General features: G+C 56.4%; 13 protein-coding genes. 4 read left to right on the top strand and 9 right to left on the bottom strand.

Features of this window, described 5'->3' with window-relative positions; translation table 11 throughout:
• The first annotated feature begins 253 nt into the window (after positions 1 to 253).
• Entirely contained in the window at positions 254 to 697 is a 444-nt protein-coding gene (hpaR, locus tag N6G83_RS39610; RefSeq protein WP_024527253.1) for a homoprotocatechuate degradation operon regulator HpaR, read from the top strand.
• 166 nt (positions 698 to 863) lie between these two features.
• Here hpaR and N6G83_RS39605 read toward each other — a convergent pair whose 3' ends face one another.
• The 7 genes from N6G83_RS39605 to N6G83_RS39575 form a co-directional block, all read right to left on the bottom strand.
• Positions 864 to 1,655, bottom strand: a complete 792-nt coding sequence (locus tag N6G83_RS39605; RefSeq protein WP_211135799.1) for an SDR family oxidoreductase — start codon at positions 1,653 to 1,655, stop codon at positions 864 to 866.
• Between the two features lie 4 nt (positions 1,656 to 1,659).
• A complete protein-coding gene (locus N6G83_RS39600) occupies positions 1,660 to 2,451 on the bottom strand; it encodes a MoaF C-terminal domain-containing protein (RefSeq protein WP_024527255.1) in 792 nt (263 codons plus the stop codon).
• 10 nt (positions 2,452 to 2,461) lie between these two features.
• Positions 2,462 to 3,244: an SDR family NAD(P)-dependent oxidoreductase gene (locus tag N6G83_RS39595; protein ID WP_211135798.1), complete on the bottom strand. Its 783-nt coding sequence runs from the start codon at positions 3,242 to 3,244 to the stop codon at positions 2,462 to 2,464.
• Positions 3,237 to 3,824, bottom strand: coding sequence for a DUF3156 family protein (locus N6G83_RS39590; protein ID WP_211135797.1), 588 nt, complete (start codon positions 3,822 to 3,824; stop codon positions 3,237 to 3,239). Before N6G83_RS39590 ends, N6G83_RS39595 begins: the two co-directional genes overlap by 8 nt.
• Positions 3,799 to 5,292: an APC family permease gene (locus N6G83_RS39585; RefSeq protein ID WP_065683657.1), complete on the bottom strand. Its 1,494-nt coding sequence runs from the start codon at positions 5,290 to 5,292 to the stop codon at positions 3,799 to 3,801. The genes N6G83_RS39590 and N6G83_RS39585 overlap by 26 nt, the downstream gene beginning before the upstream one ends.
• Positions 5,293 to 5,403: 111 nt before the next feature.
• On the bottom strand, positions 5,404 to 6,582 hold the full coding sequence (locus tag N6G83_RS39580) for an anaerobic sulfatase maturase (RefSeq protein ID WP_211135796.1): 1,179 nt from the start codon (positions 6,580 to 6,582) through the stop codon (positions 5,404 to 5,406).
• A complete protein-coding gene (locus N6G83_RS39575; protein ID WP_211135802.1) occupies positions 6,579 to 8,291 on the bottom strand; it encodes an arylsulfatase in 1,713 nt (570 codons plus the stop codon). The genes N6G83_RS39580 and N6G83_RS39575 overlap by 4 nt, the downstream gene beginning before the upstream one ends.
• 417 nt (positions 8,292 to 8,708) lie before the next feature.
• On the opposite strand from N6G83_RS39575, the gene N6G83_RS39570 reads away from it, so the two are divergent.
• The 3 genes from N6G83_RS39570 (at position 8,709) to N6G83_RS39560 (ending at position 11,774) form a co-directional block, all read left to right on the top strand.
• Positions 8,709 to 9,368: a helix-turn-helix transcriptional regulator gene (locus tag N6G83_RS39570; protein ID WP_024485482.1), complete on the top strand. Its 660-nt coding sequence runs from the start codon at positions 8,709 to 8,711 to the stop codon at positions 9,366 to 9,368.
• Between the two features lie 106 nt (positions 9,369 to 9,474).
• Positions 9,475 to 10,665 (top strand): MFS transporter, encoded by a 1,191-nt coding sequence (locus N6G83_RS39565; RefSeq protein ID WP_211135795.1) that lies wholly within the window; start codon positions 9,475 to 9,477, stop codon positions 10,663 to 10,665.
• Positions 10,662 to 11,774, top strand: a complete 1,113-nt coding sequence (locus N6G83_RS39560; RefSeq protein WP_211135794.1) for a class II histone deacetylase — start codon at positions 10,662 to 10,664, stop codon at positions 11,772 to 11,774. Before N6G83_RS39565 ends, N6G83_RS39560 begins: the two co-directional genes overlap by 4 nt.
• A 41-nt stretch (positions 11,775 to 11,815) precedes the next feature.
• Here N6G83_RS39560 and mngB read toward each other — a convergent pair whose 3' ends face one another.
• Both mngB and mngA read right to left on the bottom strand, forming a co-directional pair.
• Entirely contained in the window at positions 11,816 to 14,452 is a 2,637-nt protein-coding gene (mngB, locus tag N6G83_RS39555; RefSeq protein WP_211135793.1) for a mannosylglycerate hydrolase, read from the bottom strand.
• Between the two features lie 209 nt (positions 14,453 to 14,661).
• Positions 14,662 to 16,587, bottom strand: a complete 1,926-nt coding sequence (gene mngA, locus N6G83_RS39550; RefSeq protein ID WP_074028427.1) for a PTS 2-O-a-mannosyl-D-glycerate transporter subunit IIABC — start codon at positions 16,585 to 16,587, stop codon at positions 14,662 to 14,664.
• Positions 16,588 to 16,721: the final 134 nt, after the last annotated feature.

Below are 16,721 nucleotides of genomic sequence, written 5' to 3'. Positions count from 1 at the left end.
CCTTCTACGGATCGCCAATCATTAATATGTTAATGAATACTTTTATACGCTGTTCAGCATTTACGCAACGTTGTTAATTTAATTTGTGATCGTGATAACGAAATATTCACAAATTATGCACATTAGCGTTAATAATCAGCAAATTAACCTTTTTTGCAGGATTTTTACGTAACGGATCGCGTTTTGCCGTTCTCCGCTGGTCAAAAATTGGCTACTATTAAGTTGTTAATAAAATTAAGCCAAGGCCATCGACATGCATGAATCGTTAACCATCGCCCTGTTGCAGGCGCGTGAAACCGCCATGGGGTTCTTCCGCCCGATCCTGAAAAGCCACAATCTGACAGAGCAGCAATGGCGCATCATTCGCGTATTGGCCGATAACCGTTCCATTGAGTTTCACGAGTTGGCCGCAGAAACCTGCATCCTGCGCCCCAGCCTGACCGGCATCCTGTCGCGCATGGAGCGGGATAAGCTGATCTTTCGCCTCAAGCCGGTTAACGATCAGCGCAAGCTATACGTGTCCTTGACCCAGCAGGGTCAGGAGTTGTATGAACTGGCACGCCACCAGGTGGAACAGGGATATGGGGAGATAGAAGCGGCATTCTCGAAGCAGAAGATGGAGCAGTTGATGGTGTTGCTCGACGAGCTGATCCGCTTGGGGGATCAACATGCCAACAACGTAGTTGCTCACAAATAGCCCAGTCCCCCAACCCAGGGAACTGACAGTCCCTGCTCTGTTGGGAGAAAGAGGGTAATCTCAGCAAACTCGATCGCCCCCTAATACAAGGTGCGTCACCGAATTTTCAAACCCACTCGATCGGTCCCCTCGCCCTGTGGGAGAGAGTTAGGGTGAGGGGGCATCCTCAGAGACTAGCAGGTTGAGCTTCCGGCAACAGCGCACCACCATCCACCACCAGCGTCTGGCCGGTGATATAGCTCGCAGCCGGTGAGGCTAAAAAGACCATTGCGGCAGCGATATCCTCCGGCTCCCCCAGCCTGCCTAACGGCACCGCAGAGGCAATCGCCTGGTTCACCGCGTCCCCGCCCAGATTTGCCATCGCGGGCGTGCGGATCATCCCCGGCTCCACGCCGTTCACCGTGATATTGTCAGATGCCAGTTCCAACGCAGCAGCACGAATAAAGCCGTTAACTCCCGCCTTGGAAGCCGCATAGTGCGCCAACCCTGGGTAGGCCACCCTTGGCCCTGTGACCGACGAGGTCACCAGAATGCGTCCGCCCCCCTGGCGCTTCATCCACGGCAATGCCGCCTGCGCCAGAAAGAACGGGGCCATCAAATTGACGCTTAACGTACGTTGCAGCAGTTCAGCATCTATCTGGCTAAACGGCCTTAGCGGAAAATAAGCGGCGTTGTGGATCACCACGTCCAGCCGTTGATGCTGCTGCGCTGTCAGTTCTACCAGCTCGGCAATCTGCCCTGCATCAGCCATATCACAACCTGCGGCTTGCACTTGCCAACCCAGCTGGCACAGGCTTTCAGCCACCTCCTGCGCCTTTTGCCGTTGTAGATCGGCCATCACCACCTTGGCCCCCAAACGAGCAAAGGCGCTGACGATCGCCAGCCCAATGCCCTGCGCACCGCCGGTCACCAGCACCACCTGCCCGGTAAACGCATCACTGGCATAAATCGCCGTCATCGGCTCAGGCCTTTGGGTAATGCGTGGTGTTAAGGATCTGCGCGTGAGCGCCCACGGCAAAGTTGCTCAGGCTGCTGAAATCACTGCCCTGATAGCCGAGGATCTTGCCATCGGTGCGCATCTCTTGCAGATCGATCATCACCACGCCCAGCGTTGGGATGATTTTTTCGCGCCAGACGAACAGATAAAGCTTCTCCGCCACTTTGACGTAATGGCAGCGATCAACATCCGCCAGCCCTTTCTCGACCCCATCCAAACACTGCCAGGCGTAGAAATTATTGTTCAGATAAATATGCTCATAGCGCTCCGTCGGGCTGTAGGTATACATATTACGCATCCCGATCAGTTCGTCGGTAAACTGTGGCAACGCTGCATCGCTGTTGTCCAGGCGGCCAAAGCGGAATTCAGCATTCACCGCAGTCAGCGGCAAGCCCTGCTCCACCCGGCTAAAGGCATCCAGCCGCGCCTGTGACTCATCCGGCAGTTGGCCATAGACGGCGGTAAAGTTACCCTGCTGACGATCGCACACCAGCGTAACGCTGCCGTTGGGCCGCTGCGGATCGAGGAAATCGATAAACAGGATCCCTGGACGAATGCCGGTGGCTCGGTAATCAACCCGTTGATCTCCCCACTGCAGGGTTTGATCGTCGTTAAAGCTGCAGTGCACCGTTTCCCCTTCGGCAAAATGGAACGCCAGCGTAGTACCGGCTAAATCCTGCTGTGCCAGCGTATGACTGTGAGGAGCGAAACCTTCCGCCAATGCGCCAACCTGAATAAATACCGCTTCTGAACTCATGACAATCTCCTTACAGGGAAGTGAAAGCTAAGGTCGGCACATCGACAATGGTGGAGCCGCCATCGGCCACCAGCGTCGCACCGGTAATAATTGACGCCTGCGTTGAGCAGAGAAAACGACACACTTGGGCAATCTCTTGCGCACTGGCCGGGCGGCGCAGCGGCACATCGCGACAGACATGTTGATAGGCCTGCTCGAGCGTTAAGTTATGTGCCGCCATCAACGGCTGCATTTCTTCATCGGCCATCGGCGTGGTCACCCAGCCGGGGCAAACGGCGTTGGCACGTACGCCCTGTGGGCCATAATCGCGGGCGATGGAACGCATCAGACCGATCAGCGCATGTTTGGCAGTGACATAGCCACATACCTCCGGCCCGGCGGCCAACGAGGCAATCGAAGCCACAAACAGCAGATTGCCACCGTGCTTCACCAGCTCCGGCAAACAGGCCCGGGCGCTGGCAAACGCGCTGTTGAGGTTGCTGTCCAGCGCTTGCTGCCATTGGGCATCGGTGACTTCGGTGATACGGCCCAACCCCATCCCGCCAGCGCTGGCGATCAGGCAGTCGATACGTCCGGCCTGCTGTAAAATCGCTGGCAGAATGTCGGTGTGCCAACTGGCTCCGCTGGCGGCGTCCCCAACTACGGCATGTGCTCCAATCTCCGCAGCCAAGACGTTCAAGGGGTCGCGGCGGCGGCCAACGATAAACACCTGGTCCCCCTCCTGCACCAGCAAACGCGCACAAGCAGCGCCAATGCCGGTTCCGCCGCCGGTAATGACCACCACTCTACTCATTACATTTCTCCATCAACTGGCCGATCATCAGGAAACTACTCAGCAGCAAGCGCTGCTGCTCGGCCTCCAAGCGCAGATAGCGACGGCTGGCGGGTAGGCGGCTGACCACTTCGGAAGCGGCAAAATGCTCAATATCCAACTGCCAGCGGCCCTCTGTTATCGTGAGCGTGGCGCGGCGAAAATCGAGCTTGGCTAGCGTGTCGCCGATTTGTGGGTATTGCTGCAACGCGGCGATCAACTGCCGAGCACCATCATGTTTGGCCTTGGTGCGATAAATCACGCCATTACGGCGCAGCCAGCCACCGGTGATGATGTTGAGCACCTGCGGCTCGGTAAAGCGTACGCTGCCCTGCAAACGAAAACGGTGGGTGACGATATGCGCCAAAAACAGTGATTGCACCTGTTCGGCCACCTCGATCACCGGCCCTTGTGGCAAGGTGAGGCGTAACTGAGTCGCAGCCACCCGTTCACAGGCGTAAGGCCGCAGGTTATTGGCCAGGCGATCCATCGTCGTTCCCGGCCGATAGCCCGAAGGATCGCGGTGCCAATAACGATTAAGTGAGGGAAGTAAGCCGATCAAATTCCACCTCCGCAGCTTCTGCCTTGTTGAAGGCACTCTCCAGCACCTCTTCCACCGGCACCGGTTTAAACGGATTCACCTTCTGTACGCACAGGGTCCAGAACAGTGCATAGGCGGAAGTCAGGCCGATCATGATGCCAAACGGGATATACACATCGCGCGGGTTCATGCCCGGTGGTGTGATGTAGAAAATCGCCAGCACGATACCGACGCTGGAGACAATCTGTGGCAACGGGAACCAAGGGGATTTATAGGCGCGTGGCAGATCCGGACGGCGGATACGCAGGATCACCACCGAGCAGGTCACCAGCAGGTAAGCCACGCCCCAGGCACATACGGCGGCCAGCACCATCGGCATAATGCGGTCCAGATTGCCCTGAATGGCAAAAGCATGAACGCAGGGGATCAGCACCGCAGCGGCAATCGCGACTACCGGAGTTTTAAAGCGCGGGTGCAGATAGGCGAAGATGCGTGGCATAGCGCCATCCAACACCATGCCGTAGATAATACGTGGTACCGCCGCCATCAGGGTGTTAATGGTGGCCGCCCCGGCCAGCAGCAGCCCGACGCCCAGCCAGTATTTGCCAAAGTTACCCATGATCTGGCCAGCAAATGCCGGGATGGCCATTGGCGTATCCAACAGGTGCACGTTATTGGCCGCATCAACCACCACGTTTTCCACCTGGTGGCTCAGTGCCGCACCGTATAACGCCATACACAGCGCTACACCGCACAGCCCCAGGGACATGGCCCGTGGGATCACACGGTGAGAACGCTTAATCTCCGGTGCCATCGGCGTCACCAACTCGCAGCCGACGAACATAAACATCGCCATGCCGACCAGGCTGAATACCGCAAAGGGATCGCCGACATCCAGTGTGGTGCCAAACCAGCCTTCCAGCGGTACGGCATGCGGCAGCAACAGCCCGGCGATCGAAAAGATCATCAAGGTGCTCCACATGCAGAACGTCAGCACGACCTCAGCCTTGCCAAAGGCTTCGATGCCAAACGCATTCAGAATACCGAAAATGATCACCAGCCCCACGCCGATCATCCATGAGCTGTTATTGCTCTCCATCAAGGTGTTGAGATGCTCAAAGTTCACCAACGCCATGATGCCGGAAAGAATGGTTTCGGCGGTCCCGGCAAAGATATGGACGATCAGATAAGCAGACAGGGTGCCGGTAATGGCAAAAAAGCGCCCCATACCGCAGGAGATATAATCATATACCGAGCCGGTGGTGGGCAGGATTGCCGCCGCTTCGGAGAAGGTGGTGAGCTGGGCTTGCATCATGATAAAGGCGATCAGCATCGCCAGCGCGAAGGTGTCACCGCCGATACCAAAACCGCTGGTAACGGTGAGGATCACCGGGCTGGCCATGATCACCCCAACCGAACTGGCTAACGTGGTGGGGAACCCGACCTTGCCCCGTTCTAGCTGGGCATTGAGCCGCGACGACAGGTTCATGGTATTTCCTCTTATAGTGGTTTTGACCCGGTGTTGTAGCCGCCAAGGGCGGTAATCTCACTATAGGAAGGAAAGCAAAAGGCTGGCTATCGTCCTTAAGGACGAGGTTGATTAACTTGTGGCAGAAATCACGCTGGAGCGCCACATCATCGCCCCTTGCGACGTTCTGGCAAAACTACGTAACGGTGCCAGCACCTCAGAGAAGAAAGCGTAGTAACCGGCACACAGTCGGTTGTAGCGATCCTTACCGATATGCGCCGGGCAACCACCCTGACACACCATCTTCACGCTACAGCTCTGGCATTCGCGCCGCAGGCTCTTGGTTTTACCAAACTCCATCTCGATGGCAGTATCCACATACTCGGCAAACTGACTGGCAAGATCAAAACGGCCCAACCTATGCTTGGCGTCGATCAGATGATCGCAGGCATACACACTGCCGTCCGGCTCCATCACCAGATTGCCACCACAGCGGGCAGAGTGGACACAGTTGGGGCTGACGTGGGTGAAATACTGCGCGTAAACGTGCTCAATATTCATGATAAAAACCTGGCCGAGATGGCCCTGGCTACGCCAGCGGCGGTAGATCGTCACCATAAAGCGTCCCCAGTTGGCGGCACTCAAGCCATAACCTGCCGCCGGGGCATCGCCTTCCAGCATCAGTGGCTGAAACTGTAGGTAACGCACACCCAACGCGACAAAATGGTCGTACATCTCCTGTGCCCGCTCAGCTACACCATCATGTACCACCACCAGCAAATTGAATTCAATCTGATGCCGCTGCAATAACGCAATACCACGCAGCGCCGCGTCATAGCTGCTGTTGCCACGTTTATCCGGTCGATGGGTATCCTGGATCTGGCGGTCGCCGTCCAGACTGACGCCGATAATAAACTGGTGCTGTTTAAACAGGCGGCACCAGGCCGCGTTCAATAGAGTGGCATTGGTTTGCAGACTGTTGCTGATCGATACGCCCGGCGGCGCATACTTTTGCTGTAACGCCAGTGCCCGTTTGTAGAAACCGATCCCCGCCAACAACGGCTCACCGCCCTGCCAGACAAAGTTGATCTCCCGGCTGTAGCGCGGCTGGCTGGCGATATACTGGCGGATAAAACTCTCCAGCAGCGCCTCATCCATCTTCTGCGCTTGGTCCCGCTGCGGGTAATAACAGTAGTTGCAGGCCAGATTACAGCCTGCACCGATCGGCTTGACCAACATATGAAAAGGCACGCTGGCGCGCGGCACAGCATTCACCGGGATCTGCTGCGCGCGCAGCAAGGCAATATTCACTCTGCCGCCTGCAATACTGGTTTCTGGGTCACAGGATCTAAACCGATGTAGCGATGGGTTTGTGGATCAACGCCAAGATAATCAATCTCTTTACCTGCCGCCTCAACCACCATGCCCTTATCGGCATACTGCTGATATTCGCCACTCAAGCGTTTAACGCGATCGGGCTGGCTAGCTGCCAGATCGTGGGTTTCTAACGGATCGTCCTGCAGATTGAACAGCCCCCACGCCGCCATATTCGCCTGCGGCCCACCGGCGACTAACCGCCGCAGCTTCCAGATGCCATCGACATAAGCCGCCTGGTTATGCAGCTCTACGCCATAGGTAGAACGCGGTGCGGCGGCGATATCACCGCTGAAATAGCGTTTAAAGCTCACGCCAATCATCGGGATGGCTGGCTTGGCCTTCAGGGGTTTGCTGGCATCAATATTGGCAAACTCATACAGCGTTGGCGCAATATCGTAGACCGCCATCGGCGTTTTATCGATGCCACCTCGCTGCTTCAACTGCGGGGCAGAAATGATGAAATCGGTATTGATCCCGCCCTGCGCACTGGTGGTTTTATGGTAATTGGCATAAGGCGCGTTGCTGACGTTGGCCCAGTGCGGCCCGTAAGAGATAAACGATCCCTTGCGGCCCAGGTTGGCGTAACTGTTGTCGAACTGATGCCAGAATTCAGGTTTGGAGCCGTAGTAAAAACCGCTGGCCGGGTTGGCACCGTTGTCGGTGGCAAAGATGATAATGGTGTTCTTATCACGCCCGGTCTGTTGCAGTGTTTTCATTACCCCGCCGATCTGATCGTCCATATAGGCGATCATCGCCGCATACACCTGCATGGTTTTGGCCGCATATTTCCGCTGTTCCGGCGTCATGGCCTGCCACTCTTTTTCCAGTGCCAAATGCGGCATTGGCGTGCTGTCGGAAATAATCCCCAGCGCCTTCAAGCGGTTGATACGTTGCTGGTATACCTGCTGATAACCCGCATCATATTTGCCGTCAAATTTGGCGATCCAGTCGTCAGGAGCCTGTAGCGGATCGTGTGGCGCGGTAAACGCCAGATAGGCAAATACCGGCTGGTCTTTTGGCGTGTCGGTGATCCATTGCTCCAACTGTGTGGCGTAAGCTTTGCTGGAGTAAAAATCCTGTGGTAGGGAAACGCGCTTGCCGTTCAGGGTATAGAAAGTATGGAAGGCTTCAACCGTTCCCAGGGGTACGGCGTCGTCAAAATGGCTGGTACCACCGCCCATAAAGGCAAAGGCGCGTTCAAAACCGCGATCGGTTGGCCCGGATCCGTCGGTATAGCCCAGGTGCCATTTGCCCGCCATCATGGTGGCATAACCAGCATCTTTAAACCGTTCCGGCATGGTGGTAACCCGATCGGTCAGCCGCATCTCATAACCGGGGCGGGCGACGGTGCTTTCGTACCACCACATGCCACCCATGCCAGCCTGCTGGTTGGTGTTGCCGGTCATCAGCATCGAGCGCGCTGGTGCAGACATTGGCGAAGTATAATATTGGCTCATACGTACACCCTGTTCCGCCAGAGCTTGCAGGTTGGGCGTGGGGATCTCACCGCCAAATGGGCTGATGTCGGAGTAACCCATATCATCCGCAATAATGATCAACACGTTAGGCCGCTCACCGTCTGCCGCATGAACCATGCCCGATAATGCGCTGCTCAATGCCACCGCCAAGGTCTTTTTCTTCATCACTGTCAGGCCTCATCTTTTTATCTGGTGTAGAACGCCAAGTTTTGCAGTGTAGTAAGTCATCGAAAAGTTTGGCTATCGTCCTTAAGGACTAGCCCGGAGGAGAGCGAAAATGGCAAGGGCGTGGCGCGGAGCAGAAGAGGGAGAAACGAGAAATCACTTTAAATTCAGCAGCAACCGTCAATATCATTCATTAATGTATTAATGAAACCACTACTCATCGGCTGTTGGATACTCCACCACTCAGCATGGGGATGTTGTTATTAATGTATTTTATTGCAATCCGGCTCACGTTGTTAATATGTTTTCGTTGTGTTGCATAATTGCTACACCTATGCTTGTATCGTTCACATATTGTCCAGATACCTTTGCAGGTGTCCTTCAGGGTACTGAGCGATCAACGGAGGAAAATGCATTATGACCACCACATCATCCTTCATGCGTAACGACGCTTTTATCTCAAGCTGTCTGAATACCATTGCGCATCTGATCCCAGTTTCAGCCGGGGTTTTTTATCTGGTGGACCCGGACCTGCGGCCAGATCACTACATTCTTCATGGTATTAGCGATGATACCCATCAGCAATATCTGGACCATTTTCAACAACTGGACCCGTTAAAACCGGCCAACTTCCACCAGCAAGACATCCAGATGGTGAACATGACGCCAGCGGCGATCGCCAATAACCGCCACTATTATCACGACTTTATGCTGCCCAATCGCATGCGAGACATGACGGAGATTTTTATCCGCCAGCGTAAGCGGATTATTGCCGGGGTTTCTCTGATCCGCGATACGCCGTTCACCGAACTGGAGCGCAGCCGCTTACGTGCGGTGCTGCCGTTGATCGAGTTGGCCACCCGCGATCTGCTGCCAGACAGTGAAGCCCAGTTGCTCACCGCCAAAGAGCAGGAGATCGTCAATATGGTGCGTGAAGGGGCCAGTAATAAGCGTATCGCCTTGAAGCTCGGCATTTCTCTATCGACGGTGAAAACCCATATGCGCAACATCTTTGCCAAAACCGCCGTGGTCAACCGCACCGAACTGGTCTCCAGCGGTTTTATTGCCTACGGCTGATCCTGACTAAAGCAGCAACAATCAACCATCCGCCAATGCTGGCGCGGCTTCCCCATGCTTAAAAAGCGTGGAGGGTAACGATTGACGAAACGCAAGGATAACGACGATGTCCAGTGATGCAGTTTCTGTGCCTTCTACCGGGGCCTTGCTCCCCTGCCCACTCAGGCTGTTAACGGCGATTATCGTGTTTGCCGCCATCGCGCCGGGGATCCTGATGACCGCTCCCGCCGTCGCTGCCCAGTTAGCCAGCCAGTGGCACCTCACACCTGGCCAGATCGGCCATCTGTTTTCCACCGAACTGGGAGCCATGAGCATTGCCACGCTGCCTGCCTGGTGGTGGATCAGCCGGATCAACTGGCGCAAGATAGCCGCGCTGGCGGCTGTGGTGTTCCTGATCGGCAATCTGACCTCGGCCATGGTCACTGATTTCAGTCTGCTGTTGGTCTTGCGATTTATCGCTTCACTGGCCGGTGGTACGTTGATGATCCTCTGCATTTCTTGTGCGGCAGGTACCGCCAACCCCAGTCGAGTCTATGCCTTTTGGGTGCTGGGCCAACTGCTGCTAGGCGTGTTCGGCTTGCTGGCATTGCCCCCGCTGTTTGCTCATTTCGGCCTGATGGCGGTTTACCTTATCCTGGCGGCGATCATGCTGTGTTGCCTGCCGTTACTAAGTGCATTCCCCAGCGGCTTCCGCCATAGCCACAGCGCGGCCAGTCAGATGCCTCCAAGCCCCCCCATCTACAAACTGTTTGCCGTGCTGGCGGTATTGGCCTTTTACATCAGCCTGAGTGCGGTCTGGACCTTTATCGGCACTATCGCCGAAGCCGCGGGCCTTTCACCGGTGCACAGCGGGCAGGTGCTGGCAGCCGCCACCCTGTTTGGCATCATTGGGGCTGGCGGGGCGGCACTGGTTGGCGCAAGACGCAGCCACAAGCCGTTGTTGTGGGTCGGCTACGGCCTGTTGATTGCCAGCGTCCTGCTGCTGAGCCGCAACCCGCTACTCATTCGTTTCACCCTCGCCGCCGTGATGTTCAAGTTTACCTGGACCTTTGTGCTGCCCTTTATTCTGGCGCGCGTTTCGGTGCTGGATAACAACGGCAAGCTGATGAACAGCATCAATCTGGTGATTGGCGGCGGCATGGCCATTGGCCCTACGTTGGCGGGTTATCTGATCGAATCTTCCGGCGGGATCAACGCATTGCTGATCGGCGCATTGAGCTGTGCGCTGCTGTCACTGCTGCTGATCTCGCTGGCTTCACCGCGCGCGCCGCGCCGTTTAACAGGAGTCATAAGGTGAAAAGAACAACCGGCTTTTTCTTCGATGAACGCTGTTTCTGGCATAGCACCGGCTTACATGCCACCACGCTGCCGGTGGGCGGCTGGGTGCAACCGCCATCTGGAGCCGGGCATGCCGAGTCGCCGGAAACCAAGCGGCGGATGAAAAACCTGATGGACGTTTCCGGCCTGTCGCGTCAGCTCAAGCTGCTGAGCGCCGAGCTGGCCGATGAGGAAGATTTACTGCGCATCCATCCGGCACATTACCTGCAGCGTTTCAAACAGCTGAGCGATAACGGCGGCGGCATGTTGGGGGAAGAGGCTCCGCTGGGGCCTGGCAGCTATGAGATCGCCAAACTTTCCGCTGGGCTGGCCTGTGCTGCGGTAGAGGCGGTGCTGAAGGGCGAACTGGACAACGCCTATTCCCTCTCACGCCCGCCGGGCCATCACTGCCTGCCGGATCAATCGATGGGGTTCTGCTTCCTGGCTAATATTCCCATTGCCATCGAACGCGCCAAAGACCGCTTCGGGCTGGGCAAGGTGGCAGTGATCGACTGGGACGTGCACCACGGCAACGGCACCCAGCACATTTACTGGCAGCGCGACGACGTGCTGACCATCTCGTTGCATCAAGACGGCTGTTTCCCGGCGGGCTACGCCGGTGAACAAGATCGCGGTGAGGGAGCCGGAATGGGTTACAACATCAATATTCCGCTGCTGGCCGGGGCCGGTGACGACGGCTATCAATACGCCATGCAGCAAATCGTCATTCCAGCGCTAGAGCAGTTTAAGCCAGAGATGATCATCATCGCCTGCGGTTACGATGCTAACGCCATCGATCCTCTGGCGCGGATGCAGTTACACAGCGACAGCTTCCGAGCCATGACCGCCCAGGTGCAAAGCGCTGCGGATCGGCTCTGCGGTGGCAAGCTGGTGATGGTGCACGAAGGGGGCTATGCCGAAGCTTATGTGCCGTTCTGCGGCCTGGCGGTAATGGAAGAATTGAGCGGCATACGCACCGAGGTGCAGGACCCAATGCTGGAATTCATTCAGCAACAGCAACCCCGCGAGGCCTTCAACCAGTTCCAGCGCGCTGCTATCGACCAGCTAGCACGCCAATTCAATTTATAGTTACATTCAGAGGCGTGGCAATCCACGCCTCTGGCCAGTACTTATCGGATAAAACGGAAGGTTTTCGACTGGCAAGGCGCCAAGGTAGTGAAATCCCCTTTTGCTATGCCTTGCTGTGGCAACGGTTGCTCGTCCATACCGGTTTCCAGCCATTCCTGCGCTGGAGCCGCCAACGTTAACGCTCCGCCGATCGACACCTGCTCCGAAGGGTTATACACGCGAATAATCAAAGCATCGGCATCCTCAGCCTTCTTCAACACGCTCAATACTGGGCCTGATTCTGGCATCGAAAGCAGGCTAAAGTGCAGCGGCGTGCGGAAGGCCGCCAGATTGAGCTTCATCGCATCAAACGGGATTTTGTTGTAACAGCGCACCGGAGTGACGTAGGCCCGGGCCTGCTGCATCACGCCCGCCTGGTGCGGATCTCCTGCAAAACCGAACAGGCTGAACCGACAATGCAATTTGCCACGCATCTGGGAGTCTGGCGTTGGCAGTTTGATGCCGGAAGGGCGACCCGGCCGCAACAGCAATTCCTCTTTACCCAGCACGCCTACCGAGCGGAACAGCGTCAGGGCAAAGGTATCGCGGCGCTCACCCACAATCTCGAACTCACGCAACCCCTCGGTAAACAATGCCATGCCATGCAGATCGTCATACAAGGCGGCAAAGTTCATCAGTTGCCACACCGGGATCGGCGCCTCTTTCCAGCCCTCTTGCTGCCAAACGGCCATGGCCGGATCGTCCACCGGGCGAGTAATGCAGCCAAACTGGTTATCCGCCAGCACGTTTTCACTGGCGAACGGCGTTGGGATCAATACCCGCACGCGGTGATCGTCGGCCTGGTTATCCAGCCACATCTCAATGTCGATGCGGCGGCTGTTGTGCGCCAACGTCACCTGGCACTGTACATCCAGGTAACCGTCGCTAAGCCGCTCCGCCCGCTGTTGCAGATTGGCTGGCAATGCCATGCGCAGTTCCAGTGTGGCGATACTCTGCCAAGCCTCATGTTTGATGGCGGTAGCCACTGCGCTTTGCGTGGAATAGATCAACCACTCTTCACGGGAAGGCGAATAGTCATACTCATCGCCATCGTCGGAGCCATCTTCCAGTTGCAACACCTGCTGATAGAGATAGCCGCTCTGTTTATCGGTAATATCCAACGTACCGTTGGCATTCAGGGCAATGCGGTAATACTCGTTTTCCAACAGTTCTGCCGGTTGCGCCGCAGCTTGGCGTTGCTGACCTGCGTGATTGGCATGAATATGCAGGGTGCAATATCCCATCGCGGGCAATGGGCGACAGAGCTGAATGTCGTACTCCATAAAGGGATCGTAGTTGCCGTAATGCACAATCTGGCGATCCACCAGCCCAGGATCGATCTCCCGCGCGGCGCGGATAAAATACTCCACCGGCTGGCCCTGTTCATCCATCAGCGAGAACTGCTGGGCACGAATACGAATGGTGGTGTTGATCACCTCTTCACGCGGGTAAGGCAGCAGGTTGAAGAACGTCAGTTTGTCGGCATCTGCGTGCTGTACCGGCATATTGTCGACAATCTTGCGCATGTAAAAGCGCACCAGGTTTTCCGCCATGTCGTCCGCCAGAATAAAGCGCGTCATGATCTCCTGATGTACCTTGTCGCTACAGCAACAGCCGATACTGTCGTGGGCGTGGTTTTTCAGGATCTCTTTCCACATTTTCTCCAGCAGGCCGTGATGGTATTCAAAGCCCAGTGACCAGGCGATCGCCGCCAACGGCTCGAGGATATTAACGATCTTGTTCTCGATCTCGGTGTGGGCGATCTTGATATCCATGCGGGTTGACGAGATGGTGCGGTGCACGCGCATGTATTTACCGTCGTTAAATTCGCCCTTCAGCGTCGCCAAACGTTCACGACTGGCTTCGATCCGCTCAAAGACCTCTTCAAAACGGCTCATGACAAACTCACGCTGTGGGTAAATCTCGCGCAGTTTGGCCATCACCTGGAAGATATTCTGTTGCAGCGGCATCTGATCGTGGCCGTTCGGCAACAGGATATCTTTGGTAACCGAGGCGTTTTCCAGCACGGTGAAATAACTGTCCAGCCGTTTGCGCAGCCCGGCTTCATCTTCGGGCAGGTATTTACCAATCGCGTAACCCAGCGGCAGCACCTGTGCCGCAACTTCGCTGCCGTCGTTGCTTTGCCACAGGAACTCAGTCTTGTCGGTACCGTGGCGCTCGGAGCAGCCGCGCCAGAACATGGCGCGCGTGATACCGAACCCGTTGAAAATATGCGGTAACTGCGAAGACATGCTGAAAGAGTCCGGCAGATAGCCGATCTTCATCGGTTCGCCAAAGGACAGGCAGTCGCGCATGCCATACATCAGGTTGCGCACGATCGATTCCCCTGACACCACCATGGTATCGGTTTGGGTATACCACGGCCCAACGATCAGCTTGCCAGCCTGCACCAACGCTTTCACCCGCTCGTGATTTTCTGGCTTGATGGCGAAGTAGTCTTCCAGCACCGCCGTTTGCCCATCCAGCACATAGAAACGGTACTCGGCATCGGTTTCCAACCGGGTCAGGATCTCTTCCATGTTGTTTATCAGCAGGATGCGTGACTCCTCGGTGGTGAAATACCACTCACGATCCCAGTGCATATGCGGCGTAATGTGAACACGTGATACAGCTTTCATAATCAATTCCTAAGATGACGTAACCAAGCCCCTCACCCCAACCCTCTCCCCAGAGAGAGGGAGCTGATGACTCCTGCCCTTTTGGCAGCAAAGCGGTAATCTCAGCAAACTCGATCGCCCCCTTATCCAGGGTGCATCACCGAATTTTCAGATCCACTCGATCAGTCCCCCCTCACTAAAGGAGAGGGTTAAGGTGAGGGGAAATCAACTTACTGCGGCTGAATGAGGGTGTATTTGCCCTGCTTCATCGCCTGACGCCGCCAAAGGATCAGCACCAATGTGGAGATCGCCGTACCAAGCAGCGCCGCCCCCAGCCAAATGGCTGCCGACAGCAGGCCACCGAGGCCATTATCGTGCAGCAGGAACAGCGAGAAGATCCCCGCGCCCGGCGTCGAAAGGCCAATCCCCATCCCACCGACGATCGCGCCGGTCACCAGCGATCCCACCAGGAAGGAGCCGATCACCCGCACGGGATCTTCGATCGCCATCGGGATCGCCCCTTCGGTAATGCCTGCCAGGCCAAGCAACCAAGTGGATTTACCGGTTTCAATCTCGAACTGTTGGAACAGCCGTGGAGCCAGCAAGGTGGAGGCGGTGACCGTAAAGGCCGAAACCATTTTGACCGCGCCAAAGATCGCATAGGGGCCGAACACGCCGTTGGCCATCGCCCCCAGGCAGAACGCATAAGCCGCCTTGTTCACCGGGCCGCCGAGGTCGAACGAGCACATAAAACCGAGGATCGCTCCCAGCACCAACGCGTTGGTACCAGACAGGCTGTTAAGCCAGGCGGTCAGGCTGTTGTTCAACCAGGCCACCGGCTCCCCGATCACAAACAGCATCAGGCTGCCCGCTACCAGCGTGCCAATCACCGGGTAAAGATAAAACGTCAGGAAGCCGTTGAAGTTGGGGCTGAGGCGCACATGGTTCTTCACCCAGCGCATCAGATATCCGGCGATCAGGCCGCCCACAATACCGCCAAGGAAACCGGAGCCAATCATGTTTGCCGCCAACCCGGCCGCAAAGCCTGGGCCAAGAGCCGGTTTATCCGCCAGCGAATACGCCGTGTAGGCCGCCAGCACCGGTACCATCAAGATACCCAGCATGCCGCCGCCCAGCTTGCGGTACATCCACAACCAGGAGTTCTCTTGATCAAACAGATGCTGCAGGCCAAAGATCTGTGCCAGTAAAACCGAAACAGCCAAGACCGTGCCCCCCGCCACAATCAGCGGTACCGCAAAAGAGATGCCGCTGAGTAACGCCTGTTTGAGTTCGGTCTTCACGCTATTTTTCTGCACCGGCACTTCGCTCTGCTGCACCCGTGCAGCACCGTTAGCGGATTGGCCCACAGCCAATGCCTGCTGCAAAATGCGTTCTGCGTGCTTGATGGGCTCGGCGACCGGCGTTTCGATACGGGGAATACCGTTGAAGCGCTCCACTTCTTTAATCGCGACTTCGGCAGCGAACACGCAGGCCGTCGCGCTATTTAGCTGTTCCGCCGTCAGGCGGCCTTCGATCCCGTTAGCCCCTTGTTTCTCAACATACACGTTGATGCCGAGCTTGCGCCCCGCCTTTTCAAGATATTCCGCAGCCATATAGGTATGGGCGATACCGGCCGGGCACGCGGTGACGCACACCACCGTAGGCCGCGTATCATCCTGCGGTTTTGGTGCAGATTCCGGCGTCCCTCCAGCCAGCAGGGCCAACAACTGTTCCGGCGTACGAGCATTTAGAACTGCCGCGCGGATGTCGTCATCCACCAGCGCCGTCGTCAGGCTGGTCAGTAATTGCATATGCGTGGTACCAGCCTGTGCCTGCGGGATCGCCAGCAGGAAGATCAGGTTGACGCTTTCCGGCCCATCGATCCCTTCCCACTCCAACGGCGTGTTCAGCGTGGCAACGGCAAATGCCGCTTCCTTTACCGCATCGCTTTTACCATGGGGCACCGCCAGCCCTTCCCCCAACGCGGTAGGGCCTTGCGCTTCCCGGGCAAAGACCTCGCGGAGAAACGCAGCTTTGTCATGCAATTTGCCTTGCACGTCTAGTTGGTCGGCAAGCTGATGAATGGCCTGATCGCGCCCCGCAAAGGCCACTTGCAGGTTTATCAGGCTGGGGTGGGTCAGGCTGCTCAGGTCCATCTTTATCCTCACGCTGAAGCCAGGGCGGCTCCGTCAATAAACAGGCGGCGATCATACCAAGACAATCCACACCAATTTGTGATCAATTTCAAATCAACGCTATTTTTGTATTAAATTTGTATTAATTCAATTTA

Source organism: Serratia sp. PL7, from assembly GCF_945957435.1.
This window is presented reverse-complemented; position numbering and strand designations above follow the sequence as displayed.